At 55.7% G+C, this 21141-nt stretch carries 13 protein-coding genes; 6 read left to right on the forward strand and 7 right to left on the reverse strand.

Features of this window, described 5'->3' with window-relative positions:
- Nucleotides 1–1490 precede the first annotated feature (1490 nt).
- The gene (locus tag V3C19_RS00005) at nt 1491–5219 is read right to left on the reverse strand and encodes a hypothetical protein (RefSeq protein ID WP_330937116.1); all 3729 of its coding nucleotides are present in this window, start codon (nt 5217–5219) and stop codon (nt 1491–1493) included.
- A 451-nt stretch (nt 5220–5670) separates the two neighbouring features.
- On the opposite strand from V3C19_RS00005, the gene V3C19_RS00010 reads away from it, so the two are divergent.
- A complete protein-coding gene (locus tag V3C19_RS00010; RefSeq protein ID WP_295932153.1) occupies nt 5671–6729 on the forward strand; it encodes a hypothetical protein in 1059 nt (352 codons plus the stop codon).
- 98 nt (nt 6730–6827) lie between these two features.
- A complete protein-coding gene (locus V3C19_RS00015; protein WP_130084026.1) occupies nt 6828–7268 on the forward strand; it encodes a hypothetical protein in 441 nt (146 codons plus the stop codon).
- A gap of 220 nt (nt 7269–7488) precedes the next feature.
- Here the strand turns inward: V3C19_RS00015 and dnaN are convergent, their stop codons facing one another.
- The 3 genes from dnaN to V3C19_RS00030 all read right to left on the reverse strand — a co-directional run bounded on the left by dnaN (nt 7489) and on the right by V3C19_RS00030 (nt 9715).
- Nucleotides 7489–8589 carry a DNA polymerase III subunit beta gene (gene dnaN, locus V3C19_RS00020; protein WP_067569578.1) on the reverse strand — a complete coding sequence of 367 codons (1101 nt, stop codon included), beginning with the start codon at nt 8587–8589 and terminating at the stop codon, nt 7489–7491.
- Complete coding sequence (locus V3C19_RS00025) at nt 8586–8738, reverse strand: hypothetical protein (protein WP_153812564.1); 153 nt, start codon at nt 8736–8738, stop codon at nt 8586–8588. Before V3C19_RS00025 ends, dnaN begins: the two co-directional genes overlap by 4 nt.
- 281 nt (nt 8739–9019) lie before the next feature.
- Nucleotides 9020–9715 carry a DapH/DapD/GlmU-related protein gene (locus V3C19_RS00030; protein WP_302388198.1) on the reverse strand — a complete coding sequence of 232 codons (696 nt, stop codon included), beginning with the start codon at nt 9713–9715 and terminating at the stop codon, nt 9020–9022.
- 537 nt (nt 9716–10252) lie between these two features.
- Here V3C19_RS00030 and ribD point away from each other — a divergent pair.
- Nucleotides 10253–11308 carry a bifunctional diaminohydroxyphosphoribosylaminopyrimidine deaminase/5-amino-6-(5-phosphoribosylamino)uracil reductase RibD gene (gene ribD, locus V3C19_RS00035; protein WP_295932152.1) on the forward strand — a complete coding sequence of 352 codons (1056 nt, stop codon included), beginning with the start codon at nt 10253–10255 and terminating at the stop codon, nt 11306–11308.
- Here ribD and V3C19_RS00040 read toward each other — a convergent pair.
- The 3 genes from V3C19_RS00040 to holA form a co-directional block, all read right to left on the reverse strand.
- The gene (locus tag V3C19_RS00040; RefSeq protein WP_295932149.1) at nt 11302–11601 is read right to left on the reverse strand and encodes a YqaE/Pmp3 family membrane protein; all 300 of its coding nucleotides are present in this window, start codon (nt 11599–11601) and stop codon (nt 11302–11304) included. The two genes, ribD and V3C19_RS00040, sit on opposite strands and share 7 nt — an antisense overlap.
- A 117-nt stretch (nt 11602–11718) precedes the next feature.
- Entirely contained in the window at nt 11719–13593 is a 1875-nt protein-coding gene (gene mnmG / locus V3C19_RS00045; RefSeq protein WP_295932148.1) for a tRNA uridine-5-carboxymethylaminomethyl(34) synthesis enzyme MnmG, read from the reverse strand.
- The gene (gene holA, locus V3C19_RS00050; RefSeq protein ID WP_130084031.1) at nt 13593–14699 is read right to left on the reverse strand and encodes a DNA polymerase III subunit delta; all 1107 of its coding nucleotides are present in this window, start codon (nt 14697–14699) and stop codon (nt 13593–13595) included. Before holA ends, mnmG begins: the two co-directional genes overlap by 1 nt.
- 247 nt (nt 14700–14946) lie before the next feature.
- Between holA and V3C19_RS00055 the strand changes: the two genes are divergently transcribed.
- From V3C19_RS00055 to hrpA, 3 genes are all read left to right on the forward strand, one after another.
- Nucleotides 14947–16419: a trypsin-like peptidase domain-containing protein gene (locus V3C19_RS00055; RefSeq protein ID WP_161981654.1), complete on the forward strand. Its 1473-nt coding sequence runs from the start codon at nt 14947–14949 to the stop codon at nt 16417–16419.
- Nucleotides 16420–16543: 124 nt separating this feature from the next.
- The gene (gene ilvN / locus V3C19_RS00060; protein ID WP_067569564.1) at nt 16544–17026 is read left to right on the forward strand and encodes an acetolactate synthase small subunit; all 483 of its coding nucleotides are present in this window, start codon (nt 16544–16546) and stop codon (nt 17024–17026) included.
- 69 nt (nt 17027–17095) lie between these two features.
- On the forward strand, nt 17096–20791 hold the full coding sequence (gene hrpA / locus V3C19_RS00065; RefSeq protein ID WP_295932145.1) for an ATP-dependent RNA helicase HrpA: 3696 nt from the start codon (nt 17096–17098) through the stop codon (nt 20789–20791).
- The last annotated feature ends 350 nt before the right edge of the window (nt 20792–21141 follow it).

Raw genomic sequence — 21141 nt, forward strand, 5'->3', positions numbered from 1 at the left:
CAAACCCGTACAAATTCCATCCCCCTTCTTCGGCGATGGGATCACGATTGATCCACCTGCCATCAACCGGATTGTAATAGCGGTAATTGTAATAGACCAAGGAAAGTTCTGCATCGTTCATCTCGCTGCTCCACTGCACCGGCTGGACGAGGCTACCCGTACCGGTTACGGTCCCATAGGGTGAGTAATCGTAAGCCGCCGCGATCGTTCCCTGCGCGTCGAAGACTTCCGTGACGTTCTTGTTGAAGTCAATGCCATAGCAGTACAGGGCATTGTCTCGCACCAGGGCCAGGGGGCGCGTGGCTACTGGTTCCAAAGGATCCCACAACAGTGTCCGGAGCACGTTCCGGCTGTTGAGCATGTCCAGCGCAGCTATCTGCAGGTAGCCGCGGTACAGGTAGCGTTCATGGCTGGTGACCGTTCCGTTGACGGTTACTTTCTTCATGTAGCGGCGGCCCTGGTAGTCGTACCCGCATTCAACCACCGTAGCGCCGTCCTGGCTGGTGAAGCCCACCGCACGGTTGGCCGCGTTGTAAGCGGCCGTCCAGATACCCGTTGATGTTTTGATCAGCGTCTGGTTGCCCGAGGCGTCGTAGTGCGGCACGAAGGGGGCTTCCAGAGTTGAGAGTGGAGAGTTGGGAGTGGAGTTGGCGATGCTGGTGTACTGGTTGAGTTCGTTGGCTGTGTAGGCGAGTTCCTCGGCCAGTTCCTGCGCCGTCTTGCGGTTGCCGATGTTGTCGTAGCTGTAACCGTAGGGGGCGGTGCCCAGGGTAGCTGCGGTGAGTTCGTTTCTGCCGTTGTAGCTGAAGCTGTCATTGCGGGCAGCTTCGGTTCCCCGCTGCCGGGTGCGGGTGACCGGGCGTCCCAATGCGTCGTAGCTCTGGGTGCGCGAGACCGGCACGGTTTCTCCCAGATGGTAGTTGATGGCTGTTGCCAGGTCGCGGTGTTCTTCATAGGCAAGTTCCCTGACGATGCCGTTGGGCATCGCCAGGCTGAAGAGCAGGCTGCTTCCTGCCAGATAGCTGTAGGCGAATGTCTGTTCTTCTCCTCCGTGCATGATTCCGGCGCCGGCAAGCCGCCCGTTGGCTTCATACCCCTGGCTGACTTCCTGAAGAACGGTGGTTCCCTGCTTTAAGGCGTAGCCGGAGGAGCGGCCATAGGCGTCGTAGCTTTCCTGAAGCTGATAAGCGCTTCCCCCGATGGTGATGCTATCGGTGTCCGGTTCGCTGTATTGGTTGTAGGAGATGGTGCGCGTACCGGAAGCGTCCGTCACCCGCATCAGCTGGTTGAGGTAGTTGTAGGCGTACTGGATGCCGGGCGTGGAGTCGCTGTAGGAGACGGAGGTGTTGACCCCCTTTTTCAGGTTGTAGCCCCAGGTGGTGACGATCCCCCGCGCGTCCGTGAGGGTCGATTTGAGGTTCAGGGCGTTGTAGGCGGTGTCTTCATGGGTGCCGTCCGCGTAGGTTTTGCGCACCAGCAATCCCGTGGCGTCATCGTAATTCCAGGCGGTGACATCCCCGTCCGTGCGTCCCGTGGGATCGGTGGTGATGTCGCCGGCATCCTCCCGGAAGGTGGTGAGGCTGACCATTCTGTCGGCTTCGTCGTAGGCAAAGAGCAGGGGCTGGATGGCCGTGCCCCATTCGGCAGTCTTTCGGCCCCGGAGGTCGTACTTGTAACGGGTCTGCATTCCCGAGGGCGTTGGTGACCACGGAAGGCTGGTCAAAGAAGGGATCGTAGGCGGTAGAAGTCGTGTTGCCCGCCGCATCCGTCACCGAGACGGTGCGCCCCGCAAGATCGGTACGCGTTGTGGTCGTGTTGCCCCGGCCGTCGGTGCTGGCGTAGATGACGCCGGTTTCCGCATAGGTGCGGGTTTGGCTGGTAGTGATGCCCGCGTGGTCCGTCTGCGACGTGGTGAACCCGTCGATGACTGTAGCGGTGGCCGTGACATTGGAAGTGGGAATGCTGCTTTTTTGCGTCCGCAGGGCGCCTGTTCCGTATTCGCTCCACTGCGTGGATATATTTCCCCTGGGGTCGATGGAAATGACTTTGCCTTCCAGCGTGGACGAGAGGACGGAAAGAAGCGTCTTCTGCGTCTCGTCATAGGTGCCGCCCTGGCCGTTGTTCCTGGTCGCCGTGACGACACGGTACACCCCGTCTTCGGCTTGTTCCACGCCGTAGCTCCACGCGGTGATGCGCGAGTTGGACACGGTGGCCGGATCGGCAAGCTTCCAGGTTTCCTTGACCTTGTTGCCGAAGGCGTCGTATTCCCACAGGGTCGGGGCCATCGTTGTGGCCGCGGTTTCCGCATCCGTCTGTGTTTTGGTGAGCTGTCCCTTGGCGTTGTAGGTGTTTCTCGTGTACATGAACCCGCCGACGGTGTTGGGGACGCCCGTGCGCAGGGTTTCCCCGGCTCCGTTGACGATGCTGCGCTGCAGTTCGGTTTCCGTTTCACCGGACACGGCTTTCGTGAAGGTCCGAACGCCGTCATTGGCCAAGTCAATGGAATGGATGACATGACGCTGTCCCGTGCCGGATTCTTCCAGGACCGTTCCGTCCGGCGCGTTGCGCGTGACGAACGTGGCTCCGGAGGGAGTGGTTTGCGTCGTCGTCAAGCCGTCCTGGCTGTAGGCGCAGGTGGTGACCCGGCCCAGGACGTCCGTAGAGGAAGTTATCCTCCCCAGCAAGTCGTACTCCGTGCTTTCCTCGGTCGTCATGGCCCCCGTATCCCGGCGCGTGGAGAGGATGCGTCCCGCCGCATCCCGCGCGTAGGTGGTGATGGTTTCCGGCGTGACGACGGTTTCCCCGTCCGTCACGCCGGAGCGGGTTGTTTCCATCAATTGTCTTGCCGTGTCGTAGGCATAGTCCGTTCTGACGCCGTCTTCATCAATACCCCACAGCAGGCGCCCGTCGCACATCAATTCGCGCTGCGTCACCCGGCCGTTGCCAGCCGTCTTTTTCACCCACCGGTTCTGCGTGTCAAATTCGTAAGAGGCGCTGTCTGTGATGGCCCATTCCCCGCTGCTGAGCAGAACGTGGCTTTCCTCCCTGACGCGCTGCCCTTCCGCCGTGATCCAGGCAATGGTGCGCGTGCTCTGTCCCGGCACGGTTTCCCCGTTGAGGCGCGTTTCAACCGTTTCCGTGTAGAGGGCGCCGTGTTCCGTCGTGGCCGCGTAGTCGTGCCACGTTTGCACGCCGTTGAGGTCCCGGGTCATCCGGGTGCGTCCGCGGGCATGGATGTTGGCGGCGCCGGCCAGCCATTGTTCCGTGGCCGTCAGGCGCGTGCCCGTCACTCCCAGCCCCGTGACCCGCTTTTCCGTCCTTTTGACGTGGTTGGCCGTCGTGTACTTGTAGGCAATGGTGGTCAGCGTCTTGACGTGTCCTTCCAGCGGAAGCAGGTCTACCGTTTCCGTGGCGGGTTCGCCGTTGAAGTCGGCTTCTCCCGAATAGGCATAGGTGTAGCGCGTGATGCGCCTGCCGCTTTCCGCCCACGGTTCGTCGCGGGAGAGCAGCCGGCCGTAGAGGTCATACGCGTAATGAGTCTGGCTGCCGCCGGGAGCCGTTTCCGTCTTGAGCCGTCCGCACTGGTCGTAGGCGTATTGCGTGGTTTGCGCCTCCGGGCTTTCGTAGCCTTCCACCCGGGTGAGCAGCAGGTCGCCTACGTCCGTCGTTTGATAGATGGAGCAGGTGCGCGCCGCCATGATGCCCCCTTTGGAGATTTCCGTCACCAGCTGCCAGACCGAGTCTTCCGGTTCCACCTCCGTGCGCGTGCGGGTGGTTGTAATCGCCTCTTCTCCCGTCCCCCTCCGCATGTTCCACGCCAGGCCGTTTTTCCACCAGGTGACGGCATAGGGCTGCCTGGCCGGCGTCTGCTCCGTGATGGTGAATTGGCCGTCCGTGGAAAGGGAGAGGGCAAACGTTTTGAAGGGAACGCCTGTAACGCTATAAAATCCCTGTTCGTCCGTTCCGGTGATTTGCCCCGGCGTGTAGAGCGCGATGAGGTAGCCCGTAGCCGTGACATCTTCCACGTTGAGCAGGCCGTCCCACAGGTTCCAGATTTGCCTGAGGGAGCCGTCCTGGGCATGCCTGACGTCCAGATAAGTGGCGACATTGGAGATGACCTGCCTGTCGGCCGTGGTGTAGGTGAGGAGCGTTCCTGTTTCCGCCGAGAAGAGGTAGGCGCTGCCATCCATGACGGTCCATTGCAGGCAGGATTGCCCCTCCACCGTGGCCAGAGCCGCGCGCCCTCCGCCCGACGTGTCCACCCCGATGGGCAGCACGGACCCGTCCGTGTAGCAGCGCATCGCAATCACCCGGTCTCCCTGCACCAGATTGAACCGCACTCCGGGCACAATGCCCCCTTCGGGCACGTCCAGACGGCTGTTCAAGGGATGGTTGTAGGCCAGAGACACCGGGTTTTCCAGGCCGGAGATGTTTTCCTCAGCCCTCAGTTCCAACCGCCCCGCAGGAAGATTTCCCAGCCCCCTGAATGCCCCAAAGTTGCACGACCAGTACATCAGCGTAGCCGTGCTTTCCGCCGTCACGCTGCACCCTGCCGAGGAGTAGTTCCCCAGTGTGCTGCTTTTCACACCCGCCGCAGAGCCCGACCGGGCCAGCGACGGGGAGGGCGGCGTTCCGCCGCTGTTATCACACGTGTCTCCCTCGCACGGGCACTTCTCAGGTTCCTCCTTGCCGCCCGGCTCCGTCGGAACCACGTCGATGCTGTAGTTGCAGATGGAGACGTTGTCTTTTTCAGGCTTGTAGTCGATGTTGGTCTGGTTGACTTCCCAGCTGTAAGCGCCGGAAGGCAGCTGCGCCCCGCCGGTGCCCGTGTGGTATTTGTGGCCGCCCTGGTCTCCCGCCTCCTGCGAGTTTTCCTTCAGGTCCACCTGCGCCACCACCTTGCCATTGGAGTCCTTCACCTCCAGGCTGCCCCAGTCGTCCACCCCCAGGAAGAGAGAACAGGTGCCGTAGAGCTTTTTGCCGTCCGCTCCTTCCGGGATGGTGAAGGTGCCGTAGGTGCTGTACCCGTCCGCCGAGGTGCTGGGAGGACCTACTTTGTGGTTGTCTTTTTCGTGGATTGGTTCAAACGGCAGCGGATCGGGCTCCGAAGCGGTGCGCATGCCCCGCAGCATGGGTTTGGCCGTAGAGCCGAAGTACCATTTGCGGTAAGCAGGAATGGAAGAAGACTTGCTGCCAGGAGTAGCAGCTGGAGTGTTCATAAGGTATTAAGGTGTTGGGATTGATGAACGAAATGAGAGGAAGGCTGTCCTCCATGATCATTTCCCCAGTAGCATATGTCCGCATCTCATGTCAATGTAATTATCCCGAATTTTCCATATTTACGTTATGAAATCATGGGAATTTATTATGGATAAACTACACTACTATTTTTAACATCAATTTGTTTGTATCATAGACATTAATATTTTCTATCTGTTAGAGAAAAGTTTCTGATAGAAGACCATTTTTTCCTGCCTCCTGTCAGATTCCCGGAAAAAGTCCTATTCTTCGATAGGAAAGAAAATACTTATGTCTGCGAAGACAGGTTTTATCCGGCTTTAATTCACTTGCAAAGTTTCAAACAAATACTGCACGCTTGCAAAATTTTTCATGTGAAAAACCAGAAGGAGAAAGATTGCTCCTTTTCCATGGAATCCGTACACTTTTGCCATGCCTGTGACTCCGGAACATATTCTCCAAGACATTTTTTCTTTTTACCGGGAAAAAGAACTCCCCGTGCTGCTCAACCAGTATAAAAGATGGTCGGAAAGCCGCCCGCTGGAAGGATGCCGGATTATTGACGCCTCCCCTGTATTCCGGAACACCTGCGCCAAATACGCCGCCCTGCTGGCGGCCGGAGCGGATTTGACGGTGGCCGTCTCCCGGGTCATGCCCCATGATCCGGAAATCCTTCTCCTGCTGGCGGCCTATGGAATTCCCGTGATAGGCGCGGAACGGACCGAAGGTCCTTACGATGTCGTCCTGGATTGTGCGGGCGCCCTTTCCCATGTCCCCAGCCGCTGCGGTTATGTGGAATTGACGCGGTCCGGTGCGGAACATTACGCGGGATGCACGCAGCCCGTCTGGATGGTGGATGCGGGGAAAATCAAACAGATTGAAACCTGCCTGGGCACCGGGGAAAGTTTCTTCCGCGCCCTGGCCTCCCTGGGATTTGATGACTGGCATGGGAAAACGCTTGTCGTCATCGGGTATGGGAAAGTGGGCCGAGGCATCGTCCTGCATGCCCTGAACAACCGGATGCGCGTCATTGTGGCTGATGTAGAAGAAAAACGCCTTCCTTCCCCGTCCGTTTCCTTTCTCTGCGCGACGGATGGCGCGGCTCTCAGCCACGCGGTAAAACAGGCCTTCTGCGCCGTCACGGCCACCGGCAGGCGGCATGCCCTGTCAGGTCTGATTGATCCCGCCCTGCCCTGCTCCTCCGGTGTTCTGCTGGCGAATATGGGTGTGGAAGACGAATGGGGGCCATCCATCCCGAAAAACAGCATTCTGAATGAAGGGCGTCCCCTCAATTTCATCCTGCCCGATCCCACGCAAATGTGCTATATTGATCCTCCACTGGCTCTTCACAACCAGGGCGCCGTGGAACTGGCCGCAGGCCGCGGAAAGCCCGGTCTGTTTCCACCTCCTCCGGAAATGGAGGAATACTTCCTTTCCCTGATCCGTTCCGGGGGAATCATTCCAGAGCAACTGCTGGACTCCCTTTCCTGACTTATCCTCTTGCGTCCCCGGAGCCGGAAGAGTATCCTATAGAATGCGGCTGGAAACTCAACATGCCCGCCGGATCCGTTTCATTGACTTCGCAACTCATGAGCACTTATTATTCCTACCATAGCTATCACCTGGCCGGGAAGCTTTACGGCACTCTGGGGTGCGCCCTGGCGTGGGGCATCTTTGGAGCCGGCTGGTGGATTCTCCCACTGGCTGCGGTCCTGACTTGCCTGTGGCTTTCCGTCATTCTCGGCAGGCCGCATTTTTTGACTGTCACGTCCGTCTTCATCGCATGGGGCAACGGAATCGCGCGCAGGGAAATTCCCTGGGAAGCCATTGAAAGCATAGGATATACGCCGGACCAGGAAAACAAGCCGGGTCTCAAAATAGAGTTGAAAGACGGCAATATTCTGGATGTGGATTCCTCCTGCTTCTCCTCCCTGCCCGCCGTGCGGGAAGCCATTCTTCAAGCCTCCGGCAAATATCCCGTGCATCTTGCTCCGGACCTGTTTGCCGCTCCGGGCATGCTGAGCGAATAAGCATTCCAAAAGCCTTTTTTTCCACAGAGGGAGGGAAGACGTTATCCTTTTATTTTCCACAGATCCATGCTTCATCTCATTCGGGAAAATGAAAAATGTTCCACGTAGAACATTCATGTGAATAACATATTCATTCCATTCACTTTCAAACAATAAAAAACAGGCGCCATGTTTCCACGGCGCCTGTCCCTTTGTATGAATGATTTTGTGCCAGTCAAAATCAGTTGGGAGATCTCATCGGCATGAGCACGTACAGGAACTCATCGCCAATCTTCAGCACGCCCGGGCTCATTTCATCAATGAGGTTCAGCGTGATCATCGTATCGCCGGGCATGGTTTTCAGGGGGGCCATGAAGAAGTCCGGATTGAAGGAGATGGAAAGGGGCCTGCCGGAATAAGTGATGGTCACGGATTCGTGCGCCTCACCCACGCCTTCCGCGCTGGATGCCACTTCCAGTTCGTTTTCCCGGAAGTTCAGCTTGATGTTCGTGCTCTTGTCCACGGAGAGGAGGGAGACGCGGCGCACGGTTTCCAGCAATTCTCCGCAGGGAAGCTCAATGCTTTCCTTGCAGTCCGTCGGAATCACCTGGCGGTAATTCGGGTAATTGCCGTCAATCAGCTTGCTGATCAGCAGCGTATCGTTGATTTCAAAAGCCGCCTGGTTGCGGGTGAAACGGATCGTGACGGAACCCACTTCATCCAGCAGGCGCCTCAGTTCCCCTACGGCCTTGGTAGGCAGAATGGCGTCCAGCTGCTGTTCTTCCGGGAAATCCAGAGCAGTTTCCGCCAGGGCCAGGCGGCGGCCGTCCGTAGCCACCAGCGTCATCTTTCCATTGCGGAAGGAAAGGGAGATGCCGTTGAGCACGTAGCGGGTCGTATCCGTGGAAATGGCGTATTCCGTCCGGCGGATGCAGTCGCGCAGAAGGTTCTGCTCCACCTGGTACACGGTTGCCTGTTCAAAGGAAGGAAGCTCGGGGAATTCGTCCGCCGGAAGGCCGTTCAGCTTAAACTGGGAGCGGCCGCATTCCACGGTCGCCTGGTTGCGCTGGTTCACATCCACCTGCACTTCCGCTTCAGGAAGTTCGCTGATAATGCTCACCAGCTTTTTGGCGGGAAGGGTAACCGTACCGTCCCTCACCACGTTGGCGGGCACCACGCCCGTGATGCACACATCGAGGTCGGTTGCAGTAAAGCGCACCTGCCCGTTTTCAGCTTCAATCTTTACATTGGAAAGAATGGGCAGCGTCGTTTTGGAAGACACCACACTGACTACCTGTCTCAGGCCATCCAGAAATACTTGCTTGGAAATAGTAAACTTCATGTGACTGTGCTTTTATCTGCCTCGCATCCTCTCACAAATGCCTCCCTCTCTTCAAGTTCTTTCTCCGTCAAATCGGCATATTTGGCAGTATTTTTTTCAAAAGCATACCATATATAGTAATTCACCATTTTAAAGGGCATATCTTGCATGGTGCGTTTTTTGAGATTATTTAAGCATTCTTAAAAGTCTGTTCCACCAGCTGTGCGTCTCCGGCATTTCCGGTTCGCCGGAGCATTGGAAATGCAGCTTCAGCAAGGTTTTCGGACAGAAATTTTCACAAATGCAGGAAACGGAAAGAAATAAAGTGGTAAAAACTTTTTCATCCGTACTCATTCCGGAAATCTTGGAATGAAACAAAAAACTTTGTTGGTTTCCACTCAGGATACCCCCGTTCACGGGCAAACCATGTGTTCGGTTCCGAAAAACCGTCCTACCGGAAAATTTCGCCGGGCATGGTCCATGTTCCGGGGGAAACCACTCGTCCCGGCAGTACAACGGTATTGGCTCCAAGCCTGACGTGATCTCCAATGACGGCTCCCAGCTTGTTCCTTCCCGTTTCTACCAGCCTCCCTCCAGCCATCATCCGCTGCTCCGCCCCGTCGTGCCTGAAATTGGAACAAACCGTTCCCGCGCCAAAATTGACATCGTTTCCGATGATGGAATCCCCGGCATAACTCAAATGAGAAATAAACGTCCCGTCCCCCACAATGCAATTCTTCAACTCAACGCCCTGCCCCACAACACACCCGTCTCCCAAAGAAACATATCCCCTCAAATAGCAATTCGGACCAACCCTGCAACCGTCTCCCACCCATACGCAGCCTTCCACCACCACGCCGGGCAACACTGCGGAATCCCTCCCAAGCCGCAAGGTTCCCATAACATGCGCGCCGTCTTTTATGAAACCGCCATCTCCTTCCATTCCCCTCATCACTCTCTCCTGCCAGTCCAGCAGATCCCACGGATATACCAGCCGCTCCACGGCCATATTCCTTTTCAAGGAACTCCGCCGTACTCCCGGAGCCCCCTTCCCCGCCAGAAAACAACCCTCCGCATTCCTCAGCTCGCATTCCCCCGGTCCGTAATCCGCCAGCCACACAGCAGCCTCCGGTGAAAAATCATGCATGGACACCTCCACAGCTCCATCCCCGCTCCCGCGCTCTTCCTCTTCCGGTCCCAAAACGGCTTCAAAGCCCGCTTCCCGGAGTTGTAAGGCACAATACGCACCTATGCTTGTCCCGGCCACGGAAAACGCGTGGAAGGGCCTTTCAGGACCCGTTGCCGGAAAAGTGAGATCCCTCTCAGGAATATAAATCAATCTGGCAATCCGCATGCAGGAATGATATTCCCTGTTCCGTACTTTCTGCAAGAGCAATGCAGCCGGTGCCCGGAGTGACCTCTTCAGGAAATAACTGTGTGAAAGGAATAGTGAATCACAAGTGAATACTCTGTGAATAACTTATTCAGACATTATTCACATTTCTGTTAACGGAATTTATTCACATTTGCAAAAAGGCAAACCACACTCATTTTAAACGCGAAACCAGTGTTGTTCACAATTGCCACAGGGTAGAAGAAGAAGGAATTTAATATTGTTAAATCTAATACTCTTCAACACACATCTCTATTGTCCTTTTTCCATGATCCATGATACAAGGTCCCCATGAACGCAGAGGATCGGGATGCCCGCTGGATGAAACTGGCCATTGAACTTGCCGGAAAAGGGCTCGGACTAACCAGCCCCAATCCCTGCGTAGGCGCCGTCATCGTTCACAAGGATCAAATCATCGGCTCCGGATTTCACGAAAAAGCCGGCCTCCCCCATGCAGAAAGAAATGCCATTGCCGACGGTATTGCCAAAGGCAATGCCGGGCTGTTTCCAGATTCCACCCTTTACGTTACATTGGAACCGTGCAGCACGACGGGAAAAACTCCCCCTTGTACGGAAGCCATTATGGAACACGGTTTCAAGAGAGTAGTTTACGGTTCGGAAGATCCCAATCCCGGTCACAAGGGAATTGCCGCAGAAATCTTGAAGAATGCAGGCATTAAAGTTACCCGGGGAGTTCTGGAGAAGGAATGTGACTTTTTGATCAGGGCTTTCCGTCTGAACATGATGGAAGGCCGTTCCTGGGTAATCGCCAAAAGCGCCATGTCCCTGGACGGACATATTTCCCGCAGTTCGGAACGTTCCCAATGGCTGACCGGAAAAGCGGCCAGGTCTTTTGTGCATACGCTCCGTTCCGAATGTGAAGCTGTCATGACAGGAGGAAACACGGTGCGCATGGACAATCCGTCTTTGACGATCAGGAATCCGGAAAAACCCGTTTCTCCCCTTAAGGAACAACCGTGGCGCATTATCCTGACCCGGAATGCCGCTTCCATTCCGGAAAATTCCATCTGCCTGACGGATGAATTTCGCGACCGCACCCTGATCGTAGAGAATGTATCCAATTATTTGGAATTGTTACAAAATTTATACACGGAAAGAAAAATAAGCTCCCTTCTGCTGGAATCTGGAGGTGTTCTGATGAAGGAATTTTTGAAAGCCGGTCTGGTGGATGAATGGGTGGGGTTTTATGCTCCCGTCATTACGGGCGGCGGTGTTGACGGAGTGGAGGGAGGGGATTTCCTGGAGCGTGAAGCTCATCTTGTAAAGCCGTCTGCAAGGATGTTTGGAAACGATGTATGCATCCGGGGTGAAGTGCGTTATCAATAACAGGAAGCTTTGTCTCCGGATGCCGTGACGTTATCTTCCTTTTTACGGCAGACTATTTCCGTTTTTCTTCTGGAATTCCGTTTCAGGTCCTGGTGAACCTGCCATTTGACCATCTCTTTCATCATTGCCTGGTGCCTGTCGTTGCTTTCTTTCTGCAGGACAATTAATATGGCATGGACCATGCCGGGAATGTATCCGACAAGGCAAAGGAAGATATTGAGGATAAAGCTTCCGCATCCTCCATAAGCCAGTGCCATGGAAGGCGGCAGCAAAATAGCCAGAACGTACCGCATGATGTAATGATCATATGTCGTTTTCTATAGGTCAACAAGCACAATGATTTTTATCTTTGCGTGCTGAAGATTTCCAAGAAAGGAAATTTCACCCGGAAAAAGTAACGCGAATGCTGTTTATCTGTTCCGTTTCTTCAAATAGACAAGCAGAAGCGCTATATCCGCCGGAGTAATGCCGGGAATGCGGGAAGCCTGTCCTATGGTGGCAGGACGTATTTTACCCAGCTTGATAACGGCTTCCTTTTTTAAAGCATGGACGGATTCGTAATTGATATCGTCAGGGATAGTTTTTTCCTCCATCCGTACGATTTTTTCCGCCTGTTTTTTTTGCCTTTCAATGTGGCCCTCATACTGGATGTCCGTAGCTATGGCATCCCAATGTTCCACGTGGAACATTTTTTTCATGTCTTCCGGCAGCATGGACCAGTCATTTCCGGGGCGCTTGAGCCAGATGGAAACGGGCACACCTTCATATTTCATTGCCGTAGCCTGTTTTATTCCCTCTTCAATGGCCTTCCGCCTGTTTTCTGTTTCCTTAAACAGATCATGGGTGATGAGGCCGTTTTCAAACGCCAGGGGAGCCAGCCGCAGGTCAGCGTTATCCTGCCGCAGCAGCAGTCGGAATTCCGCGCGGCTGGTGAACATGCGGTATGGTTCGTCCGTTCCCTTGGTAACCAGGTCGTCAATCATGACGCCTATATAAGCCTGGTCCCTCCGGAGAATCAGAGGGGTTTTTCCAAGGACTTTCAGGGCGGCGTTCGTTCCCGCCATCAGGCCCTGGGCGGCAGCTTCTTCATAACCGGAAGTCCCGTTGATCTGTCCGGCAAAATACAGGTTCTCTACGAGCTTGGTTTCCAGAGTGGGGTGAAGTTGGGTGGGTGGGCAGAAGTCGTATTCCACCGCATACCCCGGGCGTATCAACTGGGCATTTTCCAAACCGGGAATAGTGCGGATAAATTCGCATTGAGCGGAGTAGGGCAGGGAAGTGGACACGCCGTTGAGGTAGAATTCTTCCGTGCTGCGTCCCTCCGGTTCCAGAAAAACCTGATGGCTCGTTTTTTCTGCAAACCTCACGATTTTGTCTTCAATGGAAGGGCAGTAGCGCGGCCCTATCCCTTCAATGATACCGCTGTACAGGGGACTGAATTTCAGATTATCCCGGATAATGTCGTGCGTGGTCTGGTTGGTGTACGTGATCCAGCAGGGCATCTGCTCCATCCGGAAATCTTTGTCTCCCCACGTGTTCAGTGTACAATAGGGTTCGGAAAAACGCTTCAGCAGCTTGCGTGAGCGGTAGCTGAACAGGGCAGGGGGAGTGTCCCCCGGTTGGAGTTCGCAGACAGAAAAATCAATGGACCTGCCGTTGATGCGGGGAGAAGTGCCTGTTTTCAGCCGTTCCACCTGAAAGCCCAAATCCGCCAGGCCCGAGGAAAGCGTGGAAGGTGCACAACCCATGCGGCCGCCTGTGATATGCTGCAGTCCTACATGCAGCAGGCCTTTCATGAAGGTGCCGGAACAGATGACCACGCTGCGTGCATGAATGGTATAGTCCAGGGAAGTGACGGCGCCCGCGGCCTGCTGTTCTCCATTGACAAGCAGCTTGACGACGTCTCCCTGGAACAGCCGTACGCCGGGGGCGGTTTCCAGCACTCTTTTCATGCGTGTGCGGTAGGCAGTCTTGTCGCATTGGGCGCGCGGAGCGCGGACGCTGGGGCCCTTGGAAGCGTTCAGCATCCGGAATTGAATGGCGGTGGCATCCGTATTCAGGCCCATGGCTCCCCCCAGAGCATCTATTTCCCGGACAATATGCCCTTTGGCAAGGCCGCCGATGGCCGGATTGCAGGACATTTGGCCGATGGTGTCCAGATTATGAGTAAGAACGGCTACGGAACAGCCCATGCGGGAAGCGGCCAAAGCCGCTTCAATGCCCGCGTGTCCTGCGCCGACGACGAGAACGTCGAACACGGAAGATGCTTGGGTGGAGGAATTCATCAGGATGCTGAACAAATGGCAAGACGGTGCAGGACCAGCCGAGGATCAAGAGAAGAGGAAACCAGGGCCTTGTCGGCCTTCATGCACTCCTTCAAGGTCTGTTTCAGTTTCTCCGTCTTGAATTTGGCGGCGTTTTGAGCTGCCAGGAAAAGCGGGTAGGCATTCGGGGTGCCGTCCTTCTTCAAGGGAATCAGCGCGGATGCATAAGAGGGCAGGGAAGAAATTCTGGCGGTGAAATCCTTGAAATTGGTAGGTTTCAAATTGAAAGCATCACACAAAAGCTTGGCGGCCAGCAAATTTCTAAGGGTCGGAATAAACGCGGCACGCATGATGGTGACGGCATTTTCCCCGCGTTCCAGTTGAAAATCGATCAGGGAAATGGCTGTGTCGCTCTTCTTGTTTTCCAGCGCCCGTGAAATTTCGAAAATTACTCCCGTGCGGGTGAGTGGAACCATTCTTTCCACATCCTCCGGCATGACCGTCCGCCGTTCCGCTCCCAGGAAAAGATCCAGCTTTTCAATTTCGGAAATAATCTGGCGGGAAGACTCGCTGACGCGGTGGATGAACAATTCCAGTGCGGAAGGGTCGAAGGCCATCCCTCTTGCAGCCGCTTCCTTGTTTACCAGGGGCATCAGGCTGCCTTCCCAGCCGGCCTTGGTAATGTCCGGCTTATTCAATTCTACCGCTGCGGAATGCTGGAGCAAGAATTTATTAAAGGAGCGGCGTTTGTCGAATTCGGAAGCGGAAACAACCAGAATGACGTCCGGACCCAGCCCGGCTTCCAGCAATTGCTTCAGGGAATCCAGAGCCGTTTCCGTGGTGGAGGATCTGCCTGTAACGGAATCCCCCAGGAAGTTGCAATTTTTCATCCAGACCACCTTGCGTCCGGGGAAAAAGGGCAGTGTGCGCAGGGCCTCCATGACCTGGCGGACAATTTGGGCCGCTTCATCGGAATCTCCGCAGCCCGCTTCCAGAATTTCATGGGAAAACTCGTTCGTTCCTTCCGTCAGGGCGGCAAAGACGCCGGAAGCCTTTTCACGCACCATCCCTTCATCCGTGCCGAAAACGAGATGAATGGCCTGTTGTTCTGGAATAAAGCTGCCCATAAAGCGTGCCCGTTCATACCACAAAATCCGGTTTTTTGAAAGACGTATTTGTCATTAGAAAGTTTTTTCATTTGAAGAAGATAGGCTTAAATAGTATCAATGGGAAAGGAATGAGGGATATAATCCGGAGTTTTTCCGTTCCTTCCCTTCCCATACCCTTGTGATCAAGCCGAAAACCGTTTGATCATCACCACGGCAGGGCATTTTCATGAGATCGAACATCTGGACACGGACTCTACTTGTCATCATGATGACGGTTATGATGACCGTTGTCGCCGTGGCTTATTGGAGGTGGGAAAGCCGCGTTACGGAAAGGAATATTTCCTTCAGGTCGGAAGTGTTCACCACCGCTCAGGAATCCGAGTTGAAGGACACGGACATTCCCACTCTTCATCAGCTCAATGAGGAATACTCAAAGGTGGCGCAGCTCGTGGAGCGGGTTCTGGTCAGCATAGACACCACGGGCGTAACCAATGTCACCCAGCCTTCGGAAGACGGACAGTCCGTCATTGAAAAAAGGCTGGCGGTGCACGGCCTGGGTTCCGGAGTCATTGTCACCAAGGAAGGGCACATCATCACCGCCTACCATGTCATCCAGAACAAGCATGCCCTGAGGGTCACCCTGAGCGACGGAAGGAGCGTCTCCGTGCATCTGGTGGGAGTAGACCCGGAACTGGATATCGCCGTGCTGAAGGTGGACAAGCCGGACAACCAGACGACCTTCAATCCTCTTCCCTTCGGCAACAGCGACAAAGTGGCTCCCGGAATGATCGTTCTGGCCTGCGGCAACCCCTACGGACTGGGCACGACGGTCTCGCGCGGCATCATCAGCGCCCGGGAACGCAAGCTGATGGATTCCGGCCTGGATCTGATTCAGACGGATGCCAGCATCTTTCCCGGCAATTCCGGCGGGCCTCTCATCAACATTCGCGGGGAAATCATCGGCATCAACAAATCGATTCTCCCCAATACGGAAAAAAGTTATACGGGCATCGGCTTTGCCATTCCTTCCAATCTCGTCCAGCACTCTTTCCAGCAAATCTGCGTGCATGGCCGTCCCATGAGGGGGTATCTGGGACTGGACATCGTACCCAATACGCCCCCTCTCCGCAGTTTTCTGGACTATCATGAAGCCACGGGCGCTGTCGTGAACATGGTCAAATCCGGCTCCCCGGCTGAACAGGCCGGTCTCCGGACGGGAGACGTCATGCTCAATTTCAATGAAGTTCCCATTCTGAACGTTCAAGATGTGCTTGACCGCATAGAAAACCTTTCCATTGGCGACAAATTCCGGTTGAAAATCTGGAGAAAGGGGCAAAAAATGAATCTTACCCTGAAAGTTGGTGACAGCATTCTGCAAAATGCCCCCTCTCCGTGGGCGGACTTCATGGAAGGTGTAGGCATGCACTTGCGCGAACTCACGGCGGAAGAACAATCCATTGGCGCACGGGGGCTGCTGGTCATTCAGGTGAACCCGAAAAAATCCGTGGGCCAGATCCTCCAGACGGGGGACATGGTCTTTGCAGTGAACCACCAGAGCGTCAGTACCATGGAAGCACTGGTCAAAGCGTTGCGGGAGGGGCCCGCCCTGCTGACCGTTTCCCGTGACGGACAGCAGTTCAACGTGAAGGTGGATGCCCGCCCGGTTTCGGAAAAAACCCTGCTTCCCCGCATTCCCACGGCTACGAAAAGCAATGCCATCCTGCCGAGGGAACTTTGAATTCCGCTGCCGCAGTTTCCTGCGGAGCGCTTCCTCTGCCGTCGCATTTTGCGGCATTCCCCGGCACAGGCTTGACTGCCAGATAAAAACGCATATAATATATCACCTTTAAGAAATTAAACTTATGACTCGTCATACCATCTCCGTACTTGTTGAAAACAAATTCGGCGTGCTTGCCCGCATTGCCGGTTTGTTCAGTGGACGGGGCTACAATATTCATTCGTTGAACGTTGCCCCTAGCCAGGACCCGCGCTTTTCACGGATGACCATCGTCGTACGTGAAAAGGAAGACGTCCTGGACCAGATCATCAAGCACTTGGAAAAACTCGTCAACACGGTGGAAGTGGTGGATTTCCGCAACACGGACAACGTGTACCGGGAGACGGTATTGACCCGCATCGGCGTGGATTCCGCCACGCGGCATGAAGTCATTGAATTCTGCCAGATACTGGGCGCCTCCATTGTGGACGTCACCAAAGACGCCCTGACCATCGAGGTTACGGGCGGCGAGCATAAAATCGACCGCTTCCTGTCCCTTATTGAAGATTACAACGTGCAAATGCTGACGCGCAGCGGCCGCATCGCACTTCCCAAACCCCGGCAGTAAGAAACCTTTCCGGCTTTTCCATCAAACCCTGCAGGACGGTCTTGCAGGGTTTTTTTCTCCCTTCCTTCCATGAACATCACTTATCCTGACCTTCCCATCTCCCGCCGCCGGGATGACATTCTGGCGGCCCTGCGGGAGCATCAGGTCATGGTGGTGGTCGGGGAAACGGGTTCCGGCAAAACCACCCAGCTTCCCAAAATGGCCATGGAACTTGCCGGAGACAGACCGGGCAGAGTGGGCTGCACCCAGCCCAGAAGGCTCGCCGCGGCTTCCGTCTCCCGCCGTGTGGCGGAAGAACTGGGCTGCGAATTGGGCGGTCTGGTGGGGTACCAGGTGCGGTTTGAAGAAAAGGCGGGACCGGATACGCGTTTGAAATTCATGACGGACGGCATCCTGCTGGCGGAAACTCAGCATGATCCGGACTTGCGCCAGTACCATACCCTGATTCTGGACGAGGCTCACGAACGCAGCCTGAACATCGATTTTCTGCTTGGATATCTCAAGCTCCTGCTGGACAGGCGGCCGGACCTGAAGCTGGTGATCAGCTCCGCTACGCTGGACGCGGGGGGATTCTCCGAATTCTTCAACGGCGCGCCCATCGTGCAGGTGGAAGGGCGTACCTACCCGGTGGACCTGCACTATTTGCCGCCTCTGCATGAAGACGAGGAACTGGCCGCCCATGTGGCGCGGGCCGTGGACTGGCTGGATGGCCTGGACGACCGCGGGGATGTGCTTGTCTTTCTTCCCGGCGAACGGGAAATACGGGAAGTGGCGGAAAAACTGGAAGGCCGCCAGTTGAGGAACACGCGCATCCTGCCCCTGTTCGCAAGGCTGGGCCTGGCGGACCAGCAAAGAATCTTCCATCCGGAGCAGGGGTCCAGACGCATCGTGCTTGCCACGAATGTGGCTGAAACGTCCCTGACCATTCCCGGCATCATTTACGTTATCGACTCCGGCCTGGCGCGTATCAGCCGCTACAGTCCGGCTCGCCAGGTGCAGCGGCTCCAGATAGAACCCGTCTCCAAGGCCAGTGCTCGCCAGCGTGCGGGACGCTGCGGACGCGTGTGCGAAGGCGTCTGCATACGCCTGTACAGTGAAGAGGAGTGGGAAGACCGCCCCGACTTTACGGACCCGGAAATCAAACGCAGCGCCCTGGCCGGAGCTCTGCTCAGGATGAAAGACCTGGGCCTGCCGGAAATGCCGGAATTCCCGCTGCCGGACCCTCCTTCCTCCAAACTGGTGACGGAAGGCTACCGTACCCTGCGGGAAATAGGAGCCTTGGGCAAGGCCCGGCAACTTACATCCGTGGGCAAAAAACTGGCTCGGCTGCCCATTGATCCGCGGCTGGGCCGTATGCTGCTGGAAGCGCAGCATGAACAGGCCCTGCCTGAAATGCTTGTCATCGTGGCCGGTCTGGGCATCATGGATCCCCGTGAGCGTCCGTCGGACGCCGCCCAGAAGGCGGATCAGGCTCATGCGCAATGGAAGGACGAAGACAGTGACTTCCTGTCCCTGCTCAAGCTGTGGAAAGATGCGTGGCAATTCAGGGAAGGGCGGCGTTGGCGTAAAAACCAGCTCCGCAAATGGTGCGGAAAAAACTTCCTCAACTTCAACCGCATGATGGAATGGTTCAACCTGTGGGAGGACCTCTCCCGGCTGGTGAAGGAAACCTTGAGGTGTAAAATATCCCCTCTGGAACAGGAAACGGACCGCCAAGCCTCCTTTGCCATGATCCACCGGAGCATTTTGGCCGGCGTGCCGCGCCAGTTCGGCCTCTGGGATGCGGACAGCCGGGAATACCGCGGCGCGGGGGGGCGTTCCTTCGGCATTTTTCCCGGCTCCGGCCTGTTCCGCCGCAAGAAGCGGAGCGAATGGGTCATGGGCGTGGAACTGGTGGACACCACCCGCCTGTGGATGCGCCGCGCCGCCCGGCTGGAACCGGAGTGGGTGGAGCAGGTGGCTCCCCATCTCTGTGAATCCCATTACTCCGGAGCGCGGTGGGACAAGGAACAGGGTGCGGTTTACGCGGTGGAGCGCGTGGTATGCGGCGGCCTGCGTATCATTGACAACAGGCGTGTTCATTACGGACGCATCAATCCCGCCCATGCGCGGGAAATCATGATCCGCGAAGGACTGCTTGGTGGTGGCTTCCGCACGAAGGCCGCCTGCATCCGGCATTTGGAATCGCTCCGCGAGGAAGTGCGCCAGATAGAGCTTAAACTACGCCGTCCGGACCAGGTCTGGTGCGAGGAAGGCGTTTTTCAATTCTTCAACGGCCTTGTTCCGCAGGACTGCTGCACGGCGAAGGCCTTTTTGCGGTGGGCCGCAGGCATGGAAAAAAACAACCCCGAATCCCTGCATGTTCCGGCGGAGGAAGCCATGTATGAATTCTGGGGGAAGGACCTGCTGGCCGGTTTCCCGGATGAAATTTCCTGCAACGGTGCGGAATACGCCGTCTATTACCAGAATGACCCCGGCGCGGAAGATGACGGCGTAACTTTGGGAGTCCACATCGACCAGCTTCCAGACGTGCCGGAATGGCTGCCGGAGTGGGGAGTGCCGGGCCATTTGGCCCAAAGGGCGGAATGCCTGCTGCGCACTCTTCCCAAAGATCTGCGCGTCTTTCTCCAGCCCATCAGCCAGAAAGCCGCCTACTTTGCTGAGCTGCGGCATGGACTGGAACCGGACGGCCCGCTGGCGCGGAAACTGGCGGAATTTGTGGAAGCGGAAACAGGGAGGTTCTGTGCTCCATCCTTCTTTGATATGAAACGTATTCCGGCGGAACTGGTTACAAAAGTCTGGGTATGCGACGATGAAGGCGAAGAGCTTGCCATGGGTACGGACATTGCGGAACTAAATAGCCGCCTGGGTAAAAAACTCTCCCGTCGGTTCAAGGAAACAGCAGCGGATATCGTATCTGTGACCGGCATGAAGGAATGGACCTGCGGAAATTTGGAGCGTACGGTGAATGTGGCGGGAAGGCCGGGTTATGTGGCCCTGGTGGATGAAGACGGATCTGTGGGCGTCCGTGTTTTTGAGGATGAATTGCGCGCGGCGGAATCCCACCGGAAAGGGTGTTTGCGCTTCATGCGCTTGCGCCAGACGGACCAGCTCAACCATCTCCGCAAGAAATTTCCTCTGAGGCTGGAAGGGAAACTCTCCCTACATACGCTCGGGCAGGTGCCGTCCACCAATGCGGACGACTTGGTGGACGTTTCCGCGGAGATGGCCATGGGGCGCCCCTTGCCGCGCACGGCGGAACAATTTGCTGCTGCGGAAATGAACCTGCGCCAGAACCTCTTTGACGCCGCGCATCATGTAGCAGAGATATGGGAACTGGTGGCGGCTACGGAACATGCTGCCAGAGACTTCATGGCCGCACAACACGGAGTGCGCCATACGGAGCGCATCACGGCTGATCTCCAGAGCCAGCTTGACTGGTTGCTCCGCCCCCGTTTCCTGTGGGCGCATGGAGCGGAGCGCCTGCCGGACCTGAAGCGGTACATGCAGGGCATCGCGGAGCGCATCAGGCGTATCGGCCAGCAGCCTCTTGCCAGAGAACTCGAACGTCTCGACCTCTTTGAACGCGTATATCTTCCCTGGCATCAGGCCCTGCCGGAACATTCCGGAGACCCGCGCTGGACGCAGTACGGCTACCTGCTGGAAGAATACCGCCTGGCCGTCTTCGCGCCTGCCGTCTCCGTCAAGGGCCGTATCTCTGAAAAGCGCCTGGGAACCGCTTTTGAAGAATTAAATATTAGGTAGAAATTGAAGAGATTTTTTACCATTAGCCGTATTTTTTTCTCATACCATTATTTTACTGATTTAATTAAAAATCTTGCCAGACTTGTAGATCACAAAACGGAGGAAATACAAGAATTGAATTATTGTCTCCGAATATGGTTCATTAATTCACTCAATAAAAAATCCTGTTTTTTATTTGAATGAATACAATACGAATCTGGCAGATGGAAAAAATGCCGTCTTATTGTAACGGGGCTGATGAGACGAAATAAATTTGAAACATTACGAAAGCTGAGAATTTAAAGCAATGGATTGACGTTCAGTATTTTTTGTGGATGATTCAGGGATTTTTAGAAATTCTTTCTCTCCTA

It is taken from the genome of Akkermansia sp. AE01SA01 (assembly GCF_036417395.1).
In the GTDB taxonomy this organism is placed as follows: Bacteria; Verrucomicrobiota; Verrucomicrobiia; order Verrucomicrobiales; family Akkermansiaceae; genus Akkermansia.